Below are 16370 nucleotides of genomic sequence, written 5' to 3'. Positions count from 1 at the left end.
TGTTATGGACCAACGCGCTGGAATAGATTTAGAGTACTGTGACATAGTGCTGCAAATTTTGACTTTTTGATCTGGTATTCAACTTGGAATAAATTGTATTGACCTGTTTGATATTTCTCTAACAAATAAGCATCACTAGTCATAAGCGCATCAACTAAATTGAGCTCTAAAGCAGACTGACCAAACCAATACTCACCCGTTGCAACCTTTTCTATCTCTACTTTATTTCTAAAGTGTGTAATATGTTCCTTAAAGAGTCTATGCACGACTTCTAGCTCTTCTTTAAATTTTTGACGCCCTTCTTCTGTATTTTCGCCTAACATGGTTAAAGTGCGTTTATATTTGCCAGCAGTATGCAATTCAACATCAACCCCCTTATCAGACAAGAGGCGATGAATATTAGGTAATTGTGCAACCACTCCAATTGAACCAACAATCGCAAATGGTGAAGCAATAATTTGATCCGCAACAGATGCCATCATATATCCACCACTTGCTGCAACCTGATCAATAACAGCTGTTAGTTTTAAGTTAGCTTGTTTAACGCGTGCTAATTGCGCTGCAGCTAAGCCATAACCATTAACTGCTCCTCCTGGACTTTCAAGCTTAACTACTACCTCATCATCAGGCTTAGCTACTTGTAAAATTGCACTGACTTCTTCTGCCAAACTTTCTGCTTGCGAGGCCTTAATATCTCCATTAAAGTTGATAACAAAAACGTTGCTAAGTGCAGCTTTATTTTTATGTAGCAACTTTTGTGCCTGTTGGTGCTGTTTTTGTAGTTTTTTAAACTCTGTCTTATTAAATATTTCATGTGCCAATTGCTGCTGACTGTTTTGATATGCTTTATTTAGCGATTTAATGTTTAATTGCCCTTTTTTTGCGCGCTTAGCTTTTGCCGATAAGCCAACAATAAGTGCAAAAACTATTACAATAGCAAGTGCAACTGTCACCACTTCTAGTATAAAAAACAAATAATTGACGGCATGATTTACCCACATTTTTCTACTCCTAATGTCGGCGATAGATTTTTTTCATTTGCTTTGGTAAAGTGCGCTGAAACGACTCACGTGCAAAAATACGCTCTGCATACTTACTAATTTCTCCTAATGATTCATCTAGTGCAATGCCCTGCTTGGGTAAAGCATGTAACAGTGCAGCCAAAGAGCAATCTGCAAGTGTCATCGTATCAGACATAAAAAACTCATTTTCTGAAAAAATAGGTTCAATTGCACGAAAACTATCCACCAATGCTGCTTTGGCCTCTTCTACCTTTGCTTTATCTATAGCAGCTAAGATAAAGTTAAGTAACAAATACCACTCCCGATCGATACGCTTCATTGCCAAACGTGTCCGAGCACGCTCAACAGGGTAATTAGGTAACAATGAAGGTGCTGGATAACGCTCGTCAATATATAACATGACAACTTCAGGATCATAAATCACATAGTCACGTTCTTTCAAAATAGGTAGAATGCCTTCTGGATTAAGTGTAAAAATTTGTTCTTTATCTTTTTTCTCATCAAGCTCTACTACCTTGAAATTCATACGTTTTTCTTCTAATGCAATACATGCACTGTGTGAGTAAGGACAGTCTTTTTTAACATAAAGTGTGATATACATGAAATGCTTTTATCTACAAAAAAATGATCCGACAATGTTAAATGGTTTAACTGGCATGGTCAATTGCTTCGCATTTGAAAATCAAAATATAAAGTATCACATGACAATTCTAACTAAAAGTATTAAGATGCGCGCGTTTTGATTTTAAATCAACCTTTTAAACAACGAGGATCGGGGAATGTTAAAAATATTACACTTCTTGCTTGCTATTACTGTTATTGGTATTGTACTTTATCTTGCCAGCATGAATCGTAAAAATATTAAAATTCGTTTTATTATTCAACTTATCATCATTGAAATCATTGTAGCTTATTTTTTATTAGCTTCTAACGGTGGAAAAGAAATCGTTCAAGTCATATCCCTTGGATTTGATTATATTATGCAATATGCAACTGAAGGCACAAAGTTTGTATTTGGATCAGTCGTACCAAACGATAAATTTGTCTTTTTCTTCAACGTCTTAATGCCAATTGTATTGGTCTCCGCTTTAATCGGTATTTTACAATATTTCAAGATTCTACCGCTTATTATTTGTGGTGGTGGTTGGTTACTGTCCAAAATCAATGGCATGGGTAGACTAGAGTCCTTTAATGCACTTAGCTCTTTGATCCTTGGTCAATCTGAGAACTTTATTGCTTATAAAAATATCCTCTCACAAATCTCTGAGCAACGCATGTACACAATGGCTGCTACTGCAATGTCTACTGTATCTTTGGCGATTGTTGGTTCCTACATGCAAATCCTAGATGCACAATATATTATTGCTGCATTGATATTAAATATGCTTAGCACCTTCATTGTACTGCATGTCTTAAACCCCTATAACCAAGAACAAGAAAGAAGTTTTGAAGAAATGTCTCTACAAAGCCAACACAAACAATCCTTCTTTGAAATGCTAAGTGAATACATACTCGATGGTTTCAAAATTGCCATTATCGTTGGTGCAATGCTGATTGGTTTTATTGCCTTACTTGCAATGCTCAACGGCATTTTTAATGCTGTTTTTGGTATAAGCTTTCAAGCACTTTTAGGCTATATTTTTTCCCCTTTTGCATGGATTTTAGGTATCCCTGCAAGTGATATGGTACAAGCTGGTGGCATTATAGCAACTAAACTCGTCTCAAATGAGTTTGTGGCTATGCTTTATCTCAAAGATCACCTTACAGATTTTTCTTCACACAGCATAACTGTGCTTTCTGTTTTCCTTGTTTCATTTGCCAACTTTGGTTCAATTGGGATTATTGTTGGTGCCGTACAAGCGCTAGATACAGAACGTGCTAAATTCGTTTCTCGTCATGGCTGGCGCTTGGTCTTTGGTGCCACAATGGTAAGCTTTTTATCCGCTTTAATTGCAGGATTTGTTGTTTAAACGATAATTCCACTTCATGTTTTACTATCAAATTTCAACAAATTAAAAAACCAAGATTTATATAATTTGCAGGATTTACATTTGACATTAGCAATTAACTTTACCAATATTTCTCTTAATTTAAATCCTAAAGACTTTAATTGTGGGTACATTAATTAAGGAACTACCATTCATGAGCGCAACAACTGCGAAGCTTAATACACTGATCCACTGCTATCAAAAAATGTATAGCATCCGCCAAATTGATAATACTGAAGCCGAACTTGTCAATAGCGGCAAGGCTAACTTTTTAGCTTCATCCAAAGGTCATGAGGGTGCTGCGATTTTTGCTGAATACCTTAAACCCTCTGATTGGTTGCATTGCCACTATCGTGACAAGCCTTTGATGCACGCTCGTGGCGTCGAGGCAACAATGTTCTTCTATAGCTCATTGTGCAAAGCCGAAGGTGTGTCAAATGGGCGCCAAATGGTGATTGGCATCAGCGAACGCAAACTTAATATTGTGAGCATTGTTACTCCAGTTGGCAATCAGGCTTTACCTGCGGCAGGTATTGCACAAAGCATTAAAGGTCTGATAGATCAACCAATTGTTTATTGTGGAATGGGTGATGGTACTACTCAACAAGGTGAGGTAATGGAAGCATTTGCTGAGACAAAGCGTCGCAACCTTCCTGTACTATTTGTTGTTCAAGACAATGAATATGCAATTTCAACTCGCACTCAAGGTAAAACATTTTTCTCTCTACCAAATAATAAAAAACCAACTGAATTTTATGATATTCCTATTACTCATATTGATGGTAGCAGACCATTTGAATATCATGAGCAAATTGAAAGCATCATTGCTCAAATGCGTAAAGATCGTGCACCTCATATCATTATCTTTAAAGTAGAACGTCTAAAAAGTCACAGTAATGCTGATGATCAGCGTATTTATCGCGATGAAAAAGAGCTTGTTCGTATTGAGCAAAACGATCCTGTTACTTTAAGTCGCCAATATCTTTTAAATGCAGGCGTTAAAGAAAACTTCCTACAACAATTAGAGAACGATACAAAAAAAGCGGTTAAAGACGCGGTAGAACTTGCTTTACAAGGCACCACACCTAAAGCGTGTTTTAATGCTGAACGCTCCTTGCCAGCACATTTATTACCACATGCTTATGAGTATCGTGGTGATTTTTCACAACAAACTCGTATTGGAATGGGTGCTGCAATGCGTGAAGTATTTCGCCAACGTTTATTGCATGATGATCGTGTTTATCTTTTGGGTGAAGACATCGAAGATGAAAAAGGTGATGTTTTTGGTGTAACCAAAGGTTTATCCACTCAGTTTCCAGGTCGAGTTATCAACAGTCCATTAGCCGAAGCCACCATCTTGGGCGTGTCTATCGGGATGGCACTAACTGGTAAGCGCCCCGTTGCCTTTATTCAGTTTGCTGATTTTATGCCACCCGCTTACAACTTACTGTTTACTGAGCTTGCAACCATGTATTGGCGCTCAAACGGTGACTGGGAGTGTCCTGTAATTGTGTTTGCAGCTTGTGGTGGTTATCGCCCAGGTCTTGGTCCTTTTCACGCTCAAACTAATGAAGGTACATTTGCTCACATTCCTGGAGTTGATGTTTATATGCCCTCTAATGCTTCAGATGCAGCAGGCATGCTTAATGCTGCTTTTGAGTCTAATCGACCCAGTGTATTTTTATATCCTAAAAAGCTCTTAAACAATACAAGTATTGAAGATACGACTTCAACTGATGTCAATAAACAAATCGTGCCCGTTGGCAAAGCACGGATTGTTAAAGCAGGTTCAGATATTACATTTGTTGGCTGGGGAAATACAGTATCATTGTGCCAAGAAGTTGCAGACACTTTAGCAACCGTTGGTATAGATAGTGAAATTATTGATCTACGCACAATTAAACCGTATGACTTAAGCACAGTTTTAGCTTCAGCTGAGAAAACTGGATACTTAATCGTCACTCATGAAGATAATTTCACATGTGGGGTTGGTGGCGATATTATTGCCTCTGTCGTAGAACAGGCAAAAAGATTGATTAAAGTAAAACGTATCACCCGTGCCGATACTTATGTGCCTTGCAATTTTGACAATCAAATGGAAGTATTGCCCTCTTACGAACGTATTTTAACCGCTGCGACCCAATTGCTTGACCTGTCATTAGAATGGGAAGTGACAAATCATAACGATGTGGGCTTTTATAATATTGAAGTTATTGGTGCAAGTCCTTCAGATGAAAGCGTTTTGATTACCGAGCTTCACGTTAAGGTTGGTGATTATATTAAAGTCGGGGATAAACTGGTTGATTTAGAAGCCAGTAAATCTGCAGGCGAAATACTCTCTCCAAGTAATGGGGTAGTGGAGGAAATCTATGTTAATGAATCTGAACGCGCAACTGTTGGTGAGAATTTATTAAAACTTAGATTGCCTGAGGGAAGTCTAAATGATCAAAAAATTCAAAAACGCCCTATTTTAATACGTAAAATCCAAGAAGAAATAGCAAGACAGAACAAACCACATAGTATCTATCCTGTTGGAATTAGTACACCTTGTTTTAAAACAGGCTCAAGGCTTGTGACCAATGATGAGTTACTGACGAACTTTCCTGATCATCAATCTGAGGATATTATTAATCGTACCGGTATTGAATCACGCTTTTGGCTGGCGAAAGATGAGAATATTATCGATCTTGCAGCGAGCGTTGCTAAAGATGCTTTAAAACAAAGCAATTTAAGCTTAAGTGATATTGACATGGTCATTTGCTCAACCTGCACCCCAGATCAGTATCTCTCACCTTCTATGTCATGTTTGATTTTAGAGAAACTTTATCATACTTATGGCGAGCAAAACATTCCTGCTTATGATATTAATGCTGCCTGTAGCGGTTATTTGTATGCTTTACAAAGCGCACGTGATTACTTACAAACAAGACCTAATAAACGCGTCCTTTTGATTAGTGCTGAATATATGACTAAGCGTTTAGATCAAACTGACTTTGATACTGCATTTCTATTTGGTGACGCAGCGACTGCTACGATTATCAATGGTGATGCTTACAAAAATGACTCAAAAGCGATAATCGACGAAATCTCATTGACTGCAACAGCTGAAAATGGCGATATCCTAAATGTCCCAACTGCCAAAGATGCCTTTACACAATTACAAGGTAAAAAATTATTCACATTTGCGGTTAAAACCATGTCAATGATTATGCACAAATGTTGTCAACAAGCCAACATTACACTCAACAGCGTGGACTTAGTAATTCCACATCAAGCCAACCAGCGCATTTCCAATGCCGTTGAAAAACGTTTAAAAATGCTCCCGGGAACACTTTATAGTAATATCGCACGCTATGGAAACACCTCTTCATGCACGATACCAATTGCTTTAGCTGAAACGTTAAATCAGCGACCAGTAGGTAATAAAGTTGCCCTTTGTGCTTTTGGCTCAGGTTTTACCGCTGCTGCTGCGCTTTTAAGCACGAAATAGTTTGCAATTTGACTTAAAATCGTTAGATTTAGCAAATGATAATAGCTGGAAGATATAACAAATTCTTATATGACCAACAAAAAGTACGCTAGCAATATAAATCGAACATTGCTTAATTAAAATGAAAGAAAAAATTAAAAACTAAGAATAAACCATGACGAAAAACCTTGTAATTGTAGAGTCTCCTGCAAAGTCTAAAACAATTAAAAAATACCTTGGCAGTGATTTTGAAATCCTTGCTTCTTATGGACACGTTCGTGATTTAGAGCCTAAAGAAGCTTCCATTGACGTTGAAGATAACTTTAAAATGAAGTATCAGCTCATTGAACGCAACAAGCGTCATATTGATGTCATAAAAAAAGCGGCAAAAACAGCAAACCATATTTATTTAGCAACAGACCCTGATCGTGAAGGTGAGGCAATTTCTTGGCATATTTATGAGCTTCTAAACGATGCAAATCTATTGAAAAATAAAATTGTGCATCGAATTGCTTTTAATGAAATAACGAAATCTGCAGTAACCGCAGCCGTTGCCAATCCACGTACACTTGCCATGGAGCTTGTTAACGCTCAGCAAGCAAGACGGGCACTTGATTTTTTGGTTGGCTTTAAGCTTTCTCCACTCTTGTGGAAAAAAGTGCGTCGCGGTCTTTCAGCTGGACGTGTGCAAAGCCCAGCTCTTAGGATGATCGTAGAGCGTGAACTTGAAATCGAAGGCTTTCAATCACAAGAGTATTGGAGCATTACTGCTGAGCTTAAAAAACGTAAAAAGTTCTTTGCTAAATTAAGCCAATTTAATTATCAAAAATGCGAGCAGTTTAGTTTTACAAATGAAACTCAAGCTATACAGGCACTTGATATTATTAAAAAAGATACCAATGATGAGCTTATCGTTCACAGCATCGACAAAAAGCAAAAACGACGCAATCCGCTGCCTCCTTTCATTACATCAACCTTGCAGCAAGATGCTGTTAGAAAATTGGGCTTTACCACTAAAAAAACGATGATGTTAGCCCAACAGTTGTATGAAGGCATAGATTTAGGTGCTCAAGGTGCCGTGGGTTTAATTACTTATATGCGTACAGATTCAACCAGTTTGTCACAAGATGCAATCAGTGAAATCAGAACCTTTATCGCTAAAGAATATGATCAAGACCATTTGCCGAGTAAAGAACAGATCTACAAAACAAAAAGCCAAAATGCTCAAGAAGCACATGAAGCGATTCGTCCTACTTCCGTATTACATAAGCCACAAGATTTAAAGACTTTCCTAACGAATGATCAACTTAAGCTATATGATCTTATTTGGAAGCGTACGGTTGCTTGCCAAATGATCCATGCATTAATGGATACTGTTGCTATTGAGTTTATGACTGAAAACAAAGCACATGCTTTTAAGGCGACAGGTTCTGTGATTGCCAAGCCTGGCTTTTTAGCAGTTTATCAAGAAGCAAAAGATGAAGACGCATCAGTTGATAGCGACGAAGGCTTGATTTTACCTACAGTTAAAGAAGGTGAAAAAATTCCAGTCATCGACATCATTGGGAAGCAACATTTTACGGAGCCACCGCCTCGCTATAGTGAAGCTTCTCTTGTTAAAGCATTAGAAGAATACGGTATTGGTCGACCTTCTACTTATGCCACCATTATTTCTACTTTACAACAACGTGACTATGTTATTTTAGAGAAAAAACGCTTTAAACCAACGGATGTAGGGCGGATTGTTAATAGCTTTTTAACCAATTATTTCCATCACTATGTTGAATATAGTTTCACTGCAAAACTTGAGGATGAGCTAGATAATATTGCAGAAGGTAAAATTGACTGGATTCCGGTTTTAAAACAATTCTGGGAGCCTTTTATCAACCAAATTACCTCCATTGATGAAAGCATTAAAAAAAGTGATGTCACCCATGAAAAAATGGATGAAGATTGCCCCGAATGTGGTCATAAGCTTTCGATTCGCCTTGGTCGCAGTGGACGCTTTATCGGTTGCACCAATTACCCAGCATGTACTTATACACGTGCTATTGTCAAAGATAATGAGGAGTCCGTTGAAAAGGAGGCACCTGAGATTGTCCCAGATCGAAAATGTCCTGAATGCGAGTCGGATCTGTTGATCAAACAAGGTCGATATGGCAAGTTTATTGGCTGCTCGGGGTATCCTAAATGTAAACACATGGAACCATTGGAAAAGCCAAAAGACTTAGGAATTCAATGCCCGAAATGCAAAAAAAATAACTTTGTTGAAAAAAAATCACGTAAAGGCAAGGTATTTTATGCGTGTGCAGGATTTCCAAAGTGTAAGAACTCATTTTGGTATCCGCCCATTCAGGAAGAATGTCCTAAATGTCACTCCCCTATTTTGTTGCACAAGACAACAAAAAAAGACGGTGAGCAAAAAGTTTGCCCTAATACAGAATGCGATTACAGCATTAACTTAAATCAAACCGAACAACCCACAATGGAATAGCAGTATAGGTTTCCCAGATTGTCTTATCGTATTCATTCGCCCACATGCACTCAAACCCAGCTTGTTTGAAGCCCAAGTTCAGTCCCCCAGCACCAGAAAACAAGCTAACTACTTTCATTTTTACCCTTGCTTTGGATGCTTAATTTATTTTTAAATAAGGTTTTTGGTGAACTCAAAAGCTGAATGTCAAACTTTAATGATGGTTCAACTTTTGAACTTGCATTATGGATTCTAAATGATATTTTTCAATCATGATCCATTAATAAAATCAAGGTATTTTTGCTGCCATTCTTAAATGATATATCTAAGATTTCAGTTGAAAGCTTCACCAAAGGTGTTTGAAACTTAGGTAGAACTATTCTGAAACAATTTCCAGCTTTTAGCTATAAGGACTATTTTGAGTAAGATATCAAAATAGTTAACAGCTTTATGATTTTACCGTTAATCCAAATTAAAAAATTTAGCAGGGATTTGCGTTCACCTTATGCACCTTTTCTGTTAGAATCGGCGAGCAATATTTTTTAATGACAATACAAAAACTTAAAGGAACACAATAATGTCTCAATGTCTTAATATCACTGATCATCAATTTGATGCTGAAGTCATCAACAGTGAACGACCCGTCCTTGTTGATTTTTGGGCGCCTTGGTGTGGCCCATGTAAAATGATTGCGCCTGTTCTTGACCAAATTGCAGAACACTACGGTGATAAGTTAAAAGTGGTTAAAATCAATGTTGATGATAACCAAGAAGTTCCTGCCAAATTTGGTGTACGTGGCATTCCTACACTTATGGTCTTCAAAGATGGTGAAAACGTTGAAACCAAAGTAGGCGCTGTGCAAAAATCTCAGCTTATTCAAATCCTTGATAAACACATTTAAAAAAATATTCCGTTCAACTCGAAGGGGTTCCCCTTCTTCACTTAACTAACAAAGAGTTTCCTAATGAATTTAACTGATTTAAAAAATAGATCTATTCCCGAGCTTATGGAGCTTTCACGCGCACTTGGACTCGAAGCAACAGGTCGTGCACGCAAACAAGAAATTATTTTCAATATCTTAAAAGAACATGCCGATAAAGGTGAAGATATATATGGTGAAGGTGTACTAGAAGTATTACAAGATGGTTATGGCTTTTTACGTTCATCTGACACTTCTTATTTTGCCTCGCCTGATGATATTTATGTCTCCCCTACTTTTATCCGTAAGCTAAACTTGCGTACAGGCGATAGCATTATTGGTAAAATTCGTCCCCCTAAAGATAATGAACGCTATTTTGCAGTTAAACATATCGATAGCGTTAACTTTGACTCCCCTGAATTAGCTCGTACCAAGGTGTTATTTGAAAATTTAACACCAGAATATGCAAAAGAACGTTTATCAATGGAGCTTGGAAATGGCTCAAGTGAGGATATTACCGCGCGTATTATTGATTTAGCCGCACCTTTTGGTAAAGGTCAGCGTGGTTTGATCGTTGCTCCCCCAAAAACTGGTAAGACGATCATGATGCAAAATATTGCATCCTCAATTGCTAAAAAATATCCAGAATGTTATTTGATCGTGCTCTTAATCGATGAGCGTCCAGAAGAGGTAACAGAAATGCAACGCTCAGTTCGTGGTGAAGTCGTTGCAAGCACCTTTGATGAACCTGCTGCACGCCATGTTCAATTAGCCGAAATTGTGATCGAAAAAGCAAAGCGTTTGGTTGAGCATAAACAAGATGTGGTGATTCTTTTAGATTCAATTACTCGCCTTGCACGCGCTTATAACACCGTCTCGCCTGCTTCAGGACGTGTGTTATCTGGTGGTGTTGAAGCTAATGCACTACAAAAACCAAAGCGTTTTTTTGGTGCAGCACGTAACACTGCTGAAGGTGGCAGCTTAACGATCATTGCAACTGCCCTTGTCGAAACAGGTTCTAAAATGGATGAGGTGATCTTTGAAGAGTTCAAAGGGACAGGTAACATGGAACTACATCTTGATCGTAAAATTGCAGAAAAACGTGTTTACCCTGCGATTAGCTTTGCGCGCTCTGGTACACGTCGTGAAGAACTACTCACCACCCAAGAGGAGCTACAGAAACTCTGGATTTTGCGTAAAATTCTACATGAAATGGAAGATATCCAAGCTATGGAGTTCTTGACTGAGCGCTTGAAAAAAACACAAACTAATGAAGAATTTTTCAACATTATGAAACGTGGTTAAAAAAGAAGATGCTTATATTTAAAGGGTTTGATAAATAGGTACTGATCAAGTTAGATCTAAATTTATATAGTCTGTTAAAATTGTACAAGTTGCCTAAAAAATAAAAATCGTGTAAATTCACTCAATTGATGAGAAAAAATGGACTTTAACCATGAAATTAGAGCGCATCATTTTTGGTGATCCAATCCCTAAAACGCAAGCTGAAGAACAAGCCCTACCAAAAAAGCATGCTTTAGCAATTTTTTCCTCCGATGCACTATCATCTGTTGCCTATGCAACGGGTGAGATTTTAACCGTTTTAATCGTAGCTGGCGTTGCAGCACTTAGCATGTCTCTGCACATTGCGATATTTATTGCAATCTTAATTGTTATTGTCGGGGTCTCTTATAAGCAAGCTATTGATGCTTATCCTGAAGGTGGTGGTGCTTATATCGTTGCACGTGAAAATCTTGGCACTTTTATGGGGCTATTGGCAGCAGGAGCACTTATGCTTGACTATATCCTTACAGTTGCAGTAAGTGTATCAGCTGGGATTCTTGCCATTACCTCAGCACTTCCTTCTTTACAATCATATGCAGAGTTATTAGCTATTATTGCTATTATTGGCATTATGTGGATGAACCTTCGCGGCATGAAGGAATCAGCTACTGCATTTATGTGGCCAACTTATGCGTTTGTAGTAGTGATTCTTGTCATGATTGGAATAGGATTATATCGCTATTTTACCAATGATTTAGCACCTGTTGACTACAGTCATGCAATAGATTTAATGGAACCCATTACAGGTGTATTAACACTAACCGTTATTCTTCGCGCATTCTCTTCTGGATGTTCTGCCATGACAGGAATTGAAGCAGTAGCTAATGGTGTAATGTCTTTTAAGCAACCACGTGCAAAAAACGCATCAATTACGCTTATGATTTTAATCGTACTCCTGATATCTATGTTCTTAGGAATTTCATTTCTTGTGGCAAACTTAGAGCTACGTCCTTTAACTAATCAAAGCTTACTATCTCAAGTTGGACATAGTATTTATGGCAATGGTTTCTTTTATTATCTTTTACAAACCGTAACCTGTTTGATTTTATTATTGGCAGCAAATACATCTTTTGCAGGCTTTCCATTACTGACTTCAATGATCAGCAAAGACGGCTTTTTGCCACGCCAATTACAGAATATTGGTGATAGACTTGCATTTAGTAATGGTATTATTGCCTTAGCTATTTTTGCTTGTGTTTTGATTATCGTTTTTGCGGCCAACACAAGTGCCTTAATTCCCCTTTACTCTATCGGTGTATTTTTAGCTTTTACTTTATGCCAAGCTGGTTTGGTACGTGTCTGGTATAGTCGCCGTCGTCATGTGAAAACCTGGTGGGTTAAAGCCATTATTAATAGCTTTGGTTGCATTTGTACCTTTATTGCCGTACTTGTGGTTGTTGAATCAAAGTTCTTTGAAGGTGCTTGGATTATCATCGTCGCTTTGCCACTATTAATCCTTATGTTCTACCGTATTCACCACCATTATTGTTTAGCTGACCAAGAGCTTTCTTTAAGTGCTGATACTGGACTTATTGAAACCTTTTTACAAAAAGATTTTCATTCAAAAGTGATTGTACCCATTTCTAAATTGCATAAAGGTACAATAGCTGCCTTAAACTTTGCCCGTCAAATTTCACCTGATGTTACTCCTGTGATTATCAATATCAATCCTGATAAAACTGAAAGACTACAAAAAAAGTGGCGTGATCTCAACTTTCCTGAAGAGCTTATCGTCCTTGAATCTCAATATCAATCACTTACCAAACCACTTATCAAATTTATTCGTAGACGCGATTTAACTGAACCTGAGCGTGGCTTGTCTGTATTAGTGCTACCAAAAGCTGAAACCACTAAACTCTGGCATACCTTACTTCACAATCAAAAAACAGCCCTTTTACGCTGGGGCTTAAAGTCTGTTAGCAAAACTGAAACAAAGGGGCAGGCACGAGTCATTGTTGAAGTACCTTATCAATTGACTGTATAGATAAACAAAAGACTTCAGAGAAATTTCTTATTTCTAAAATTTACGTTACAATACCCAACCATGAAACTTAAGTTGATTTTAGTCAAATGATTATTTCAATTGATGACATTGACGCACTTTTACCACAAACTCAGTGTACAAAATGCGGCTACAAAGATTGCTATAACTATGCACAAGCCATTACCAATGGTGAAAAACATAATCGCTGCCCTCCAGGTGGACAAGAAGGCGCCGATAGATTAGCAAAACTATTGCAACGCGAAAAGCTTCCACTTGATACTAGTTGCGGCATCCATCAACCCAAAAAAGTGGCAATTATCAATGAAGATCTGTGTATTGGCTGTACCAAATGTATTTTAGCGTGTCCAGTTGATGCCATCGTTGGCGCTAAAAAGCTCATGCACACTGTTCTAAGTAATGAATGCACAGGATGTGATTTATGTGTTGTACCATGTCCAATGGACTGCATTGAAATGCAAATTTTACCAGACGAGTTACAACCTGAAAGGTTAAACTTAACTCAAAAAGAAGCTCAAAAAAATTACTATCGTTTACGCCATAATGAAAGGACAAAAAGGCTTGAAACAAAACAAAAGAAAGAAACCAAAAATCACAAGCAAAATATTGTGCTAAGCAAACTAAATATTGATAAAAAAGCTTACATTCAACAAGCACTTACCGAATTTAAAAATAGAAAAAACTTAAATTAAGCATAAACAAATGAACAAAACGAAGTGCCGACAGATTTTTGAAATTTTTGCTCACAATAATCCTCATCCAACCACTGAACTCAACTATAGTTCAACGTTTGAATTATTAATTTCAGTCATTTTATCTGCTCAGGCAACTGATATCAGCGTCAATAAAGCGACTGATAAGCTTTTCTTAATAGCAAATACACCAGAGAAAATTTTACACATCGGAGAGGAGGAACTCATTCCATATATTCAAGCCATTGGACTATATAAAACTAAGGCTAAGAATATTATTAAAACCTGCCAAATGCTTATTGAACTTTATAATGGTGAAGTTCCCAATAATCGTAAAGCACTAGAGACTTTACCTGGCGTTGGGCGTAAAACCGCAAACGTAGTGCTTAATACCGCTTTTGGTGAACCTACGATAGCTGTAGATACACATATTTTTCGGATCGCTAACCGCATGAACCTAGCTCCTGGAAAAAGTGTCAATGAAGTTGAACACAAGCTATTGTACATTATTCCAAAAAAGTTCTTAAAAGATGCACATCACTGGCTCATTTTACATGGTCGCTATATTTGTACAGCGAAAAAACCCAAATGTAGTAAATGCCCCATCTATGATTTATGTGAATTCAAACAAAAAGAAGTTTATTTATGATTTTTAACCCAACCCGACTTGAACTTAGAAAACTTTATTTTGATAGTTGGTATAAACACTTAAATAAACAGCTTTTAACGGACCTAGAAATACAAATTGTACGTGTAATCGAGTATCATCCAGAATACCAAAATTTTTTGTCTAACCTTTACAATCTTGACAAAGATTTTCCACCTGAGCTTGGTGAAACCAATCCATTTTTGCATATGAGCTTACATTTAGCACTTATTGAACAAGTTATTACTAATCGACCACAAGGAATTAGTGATATCTATCACGCCTTATGTAAAGCACACTTGAACGATGAACACACCGTTCACCATAAAATGATGAATTATCTTGCTGAATCAATCTGGAGTGCACAGAAAAATAGCACCGTTGCAGATCAAGAAGTTTATCTGTCACAGCTAAGAAACTTACTTGTGAAGTAGCTTAATCATATGGTGCACCCGAGGCGATTCGAACGCCTGACCTTTGGCTCCGGAGGGGGGTGCAGGTCATTTTCGCTGATTTTTTACATGCAGCTCAAGATGGGGAAACCATTTATTTTAATGACTTTTAGTAACATTTTTTATTTTCGGAGAAAGAAGTTTTTCCTCTCGGTTTTATTATTTTTTGTTACCTATATGTTACCTGTAAATGCTATACTATGACCATTGGTCTACCTAAAACCAGGAATAAAATGCCCAAATTAAAATTAACTAAAACAAACATTTCTGAACTAGAACCAACCAATAAAATAATAGACTATTTCGACTCAGAAGTTAATTGCTTAGTTTTAAGAGTATTTCCATCTGGTGCTAAAACTTTTTCAATAATTTATCGGAATTCTGAAAAGAAGCAAAAGCGTTATACCATTGGCAAATTTCCTACAATCCCCTTGCCGGTTGCCAAAAAAGAAGCGCAACGACTGTTGCTTTTAGTGTCACAAGGTCAAGACATACAAAAAGAAAAAGCACAACATGATAAATTAACATTAAAAAACTATCTTGACCGTTTCTATTTAGATTGGAGTAAAAAAAACCATAGAAGTTATAAGCAAACGCATCATAGGCTTTTGGTTGTATCCAAGTCATTGCATAATATGTTACTAAATGAGATTGATTTAAAAATTCTAAATAATTTCTTATTTCAATATAAAAGCGAGTCGAATGTTTCAGATTCAACCTTGAATAAAACTGCTACCGTTTTAAAAGGGGCAATAAGTAGGGCTGTAGAGTTTGGTTATTTGCAAGCAAATAAGTTAACTGGATTTAAAAAATTCAAGGAGTCTTCTGGTAAAATACGTTATTTATCTAGTCGTGAATCTGAGGCGTTATTAACTGCATTAGATGGTGCTGACAAATTGATTCGTAACATAGTCACTCTCGCTTATTATACAGGGATGCGCAGAGGTGAAATATTTACACTTAAATGGAGTGATATTGATTTAAAAACTAATCAAATTACTTTAGATAAAGATAACACTAAATCAGGTCATGCTCGCAGTATTCCCATGCACAAAAATGTCCGGCAAATGTTTCTTGATATTTGCAGTAATGGTAATCAGAGCGGGCTTGTTTTTAAGTCACCAATAACGGGTGGCAAGTTGGATAATATTAATAAGTCGTGGATTACATTAATGAAAAAAACAGAAATAGATAATTTCCGTTTCCATGATTTACGACATAACTTTGCCAGCCAGCTTATAATGAAGGGCGAAAGTTTATCAGTAGTTAGAGAGCTGCTTGGTCACAGTGATTTTAAAATGACACTTAGATATGCGCATTTAGCCCCGGAACATAGACAAAAGGCAGTTGATTTGTTATGAAA

General features: G+C 37.2%; 14 protein-coding genes. 10 read left to right on the top strand and 4 right to left on the bottom strand.

The features are described 5' to 3' along the window. Window positions 1-2: 2 nt before the first annotated feature. Both sohB and DNJ77_RS00930 read right to left on the bottom strand, forming a co-directional pair. Window positions 3-1001, bottom strand: a complete 999-nt coding sequence (sohB, locus tag DNJ77_RS00935; protein ID WP_116963120.1) for a protease SohB — start codon at window positions 999-1001, stop codon at window positions 3-5. Window positions 1002-1011: 10 nt separating this feature from the next. Beyond that, window positions 1012-1623 (bottom strand): glutathione S-transferase N-terminal domain-containing protein, encoded by a 612-nt coding sequence (locus DNJ77_RS00930; protein WP_116963119.1) that lies wholly within the window; start codon window positions 1621-1623, stop codon window positions 1012-1014. Between the two features lie 178 nt (window positions 1624-1801). Between DNJ77_RS00930 and DNJ77_RS00925 the strand changes: the two genes are divergently transcribed. From DNJ77_RS00925 to topA, 3 genes are all read left to right on the top strand, one after another. Then, window positions 1802-2992, top strand: coding sequence for a NupC/NupG family nucleoside CNT transporter (locus DNJ77_RS00925; protein WP_116963118.1), 1191 nt, complete (start codon window positions 1802-1804; stop codon window positions 2990-2992). 172 nt (window positions 2993-3164) lie between these two features. Then, entirely contained in the window at window positions 3165-6500 is a 3336-nt protein-coding gene (locus DNJ77_RS00920; protein ID WP_116963117.1) for a beta-ketoacyl-ACP synthase 3, read from the top strand. Between the two features lie 154 nt (window positions 6501-6654). Then, a complete protein-coding gene (gene topA, locus DNJ77_RS00915; protein ID WP_116963116.1) occupies window positions 6655-8973 on the top strand; it encodes a type I DNA topoisomerase in 2319 nt (772 codons plus the stop codon). Here topA and DNJ77_RS00910 read toward each other — a convergent pair. After that, complete coding sequence (locus tag DNJ77_RS00910) at window positions 8936-9091, bottom strand: DNA cytosine methyltransferase (protein WP_116963115.1); 156 nt, start codon at window positions 9089-9091, stop codon at window positions 8936-8938. The two genes, topA and DNJ77_RS00910, sit on opposite strands and share 38 nt — an antisense overlap. Then, window positions 9078-9215 (bottom strand): HaeIII family restriction endonuclease, encoded by a 138-nt coding sequence (locus DNJ77_RS10195; protein ID WP_204723350.1) that lies wholly within the window; start codon window positions 9213-9215, stop codon window positions 9078-9080. The genes DNJ77_RS00910 and DNJ77_RS10195 overlap by 14 nt, the downstream gene beginning before the upstream one ends. Before the next feature lie 314 nt (window positions 9216-9529). On the opposite strand from DNJ77_RS10195, the gene trxA reads away from it, so the two are divergent. The 7 genes from trxA to DNJ77_RS00870 all read left to right on the top strand — a co-directional run bounded on the left by trxA (window position 9530) and on the right by DNJ77_RS00870 (window position 16368). Next, window positions 9530-9853, top strand: coding sequence for a thioredoxin (gene trxA, locus DNJ77_RS00900; RefSeq protein ID WP_116963114.1), 324 nt, complete (start codon window positions 9530-9532; stop codon window positions 9851-9853). 63 nt (window positions 9854-9916) lie between these two features. Then, the gene (gene rho / locus DNJ77_RS00895) at window positions 9917-11176 is read left to right on the top strand and encodes a transcription termination factor Rho (RefSeq protein ID WP_116963113.1); all 1260 of its coding nucleotides are present in this window, start codon (window positions 9917-9919) and stop codon (window positions 11174-11176) included. A 151-nt stretch (window positions 11177-11327) separates the two neighbouring features. Beyond that, window positions 11328-13199, top strand: coding sequence for an APC family permease (locus tag DNJ77_RS00890; protein ID WP_116963112.1), 1872 nt, complete (start codon window positions 11328-11330; stop codon window positions 13197-13199). An 86-nt stretch (window positions 13200-13285) separates the two neighbouring features. Then, the gene (locus DNJ77_RS00885; protein ID WP_116963111.1) at window positions 13286-13909 is read left to right on the top strand and encodes an RnfABCDGE type electron transport complex subunit B; all 624 of its coding nucleotides are present in this window, start codon (window positions 13286-13288) and stop codon (window positions 13907-13909) included. 10 nt (window positions 13910-13919) lie between these two features. Then, entirely contained in the window at window positions 13920-14558 is a 639-nt protein-coding gene (gene nth / locus DNJ77_RS00880) for an endonuclease III (protein ID WP_116963110.1), read from the top strand. Further along, complete coding sequence (locus tag DNJ77_RS00875; RefSeq protein ID WP_116963109.1) at window positions 14555-14989, top strand: DUF1841 family protein; 435 nt, start codon at window positions 14555-14557, stop codon at window positions 14987-14989. The genes nth and DNJ77_RS00875 overlap by 4 nt, the downstream gene beginning before the upstream one ends. 251 nt (window positions 14990-15240) lie before the next feature. Next, a complete protein-coding gene (locus DNJ77_RS00870; protein ID WP_192877918.1) occupies window positions 15241-16368 on the top strand; it encodes a tyrosine-type recombinase/integrase in 1128 nt (375 codons plus the stop codon). The last annotated feature ends 2 nt before the right edge of the window (window positions 16369-16370 follow it).

It is taken from the genome of Fastidiosibacter lacustris, from assembly GCF_003428155.1.
GTDB classification, from domain to species: Bacteria; Pseudomonadota; Gammaproteobacteria; order Francisellales; family Francisellaceae; genus Caedibacter; species Caedibacter lacustris.
Note: the sequence above shows the minus strand (reverse complement) of the source record. Positions and strands in the feature narration are given on the sequence as shown.

Excerpts from the sequence above, each read along its gene's own strand:
- sohB (WP_116963120.1), bottom strand. The coding sequence starts at position 1,001 with ATGTGGGTAAATCATGCCGTCAATTATTTGTTTTTTATACTAGAAGTG.
- DNJ77_RS00930 (WP_116963119.1), bottom strand. The coding sequence starts at position 1,623 with ATGTATATCACACTTTATGTTAAAAAAGACTGTCCTTACTCACACAGT.
- DNJ77_RS00925 (WP_116963118.1), top strand. The coding sequence starts at position 1,802 with ATGTTAAAAATATTACACTTCTTGCTTGCTATTACTGTTATTGGTATT.
- DNJ77_RS00920 (WP_116963117.1), top strand. The coding sequence starts at position 3,165 with ATGAGCGCAACAACTGCGAAGCTTAATACACTGATCCACTGCTATCAA.
- topA (WP_116963116.1), top strand. The coding sequence starts at position 6,655 with ATGACGAAAAACCTTGTAATTGTAGAGTCTCCTGCAAAGTCTAAAACA.
- DNJ77_RS00910 (WP_116963115.1), bottom strand. The coding sequence starts at position 9,091 with ATGAAAGTAGTTAGCTTGTTTTCTGGTGCTGGGGGACTGAACTTGGGC.
- trxA (WP_116963114.1), top strand. The coding sequence starts at position 9,530 with ATGTCTCAATGTCTTAATATCACTGATCATCAATTTGATGCTGAAGTC.
- rho (WP_116963113.1), top strand. The coding sequence starts at position 9,917 with ATGAATTTAACTGATTTAAAAAATAGATCTATTCCCGAGCTTATGGAG.
- DNJ77_RS00890 (WP_116963112.1), top strand. The coding sequence starts at position 11,328 with ATGAAATTAGAGCGCATCATTTTTGGTGATCCAATCCCTAAAACGCAA.
- DNJ77_RS00885 (WP_116963111.1), top strand. The coding sequence starts at position 13,286 with ATGATTATTTCAATTGATGACATTGACGCACTTTTACCACAAACTCAG.
- nth (WP_116963110.1), top strand. The coding sequence starts at position 13,920 with ATGAACAAAACGAAGTGCCGACAGATTTTTGAAATTTTTGCTCACAAT.
- DNJ77_RS00875 (WP_116963109.1), top strand. The coding sequence starts at position 14,555 with ATGATTTTTAACCCAACCCGACTTGAACTTAGAAAACTTTATTTTGAT.
- DNJ77_RS00870 (WP_192877918.1), top strand. The coding sequence starts at position 15,241 with ATGCCCAAATTAAAATTAACTAAAACAAACATTTCTGAACTAGAACCA.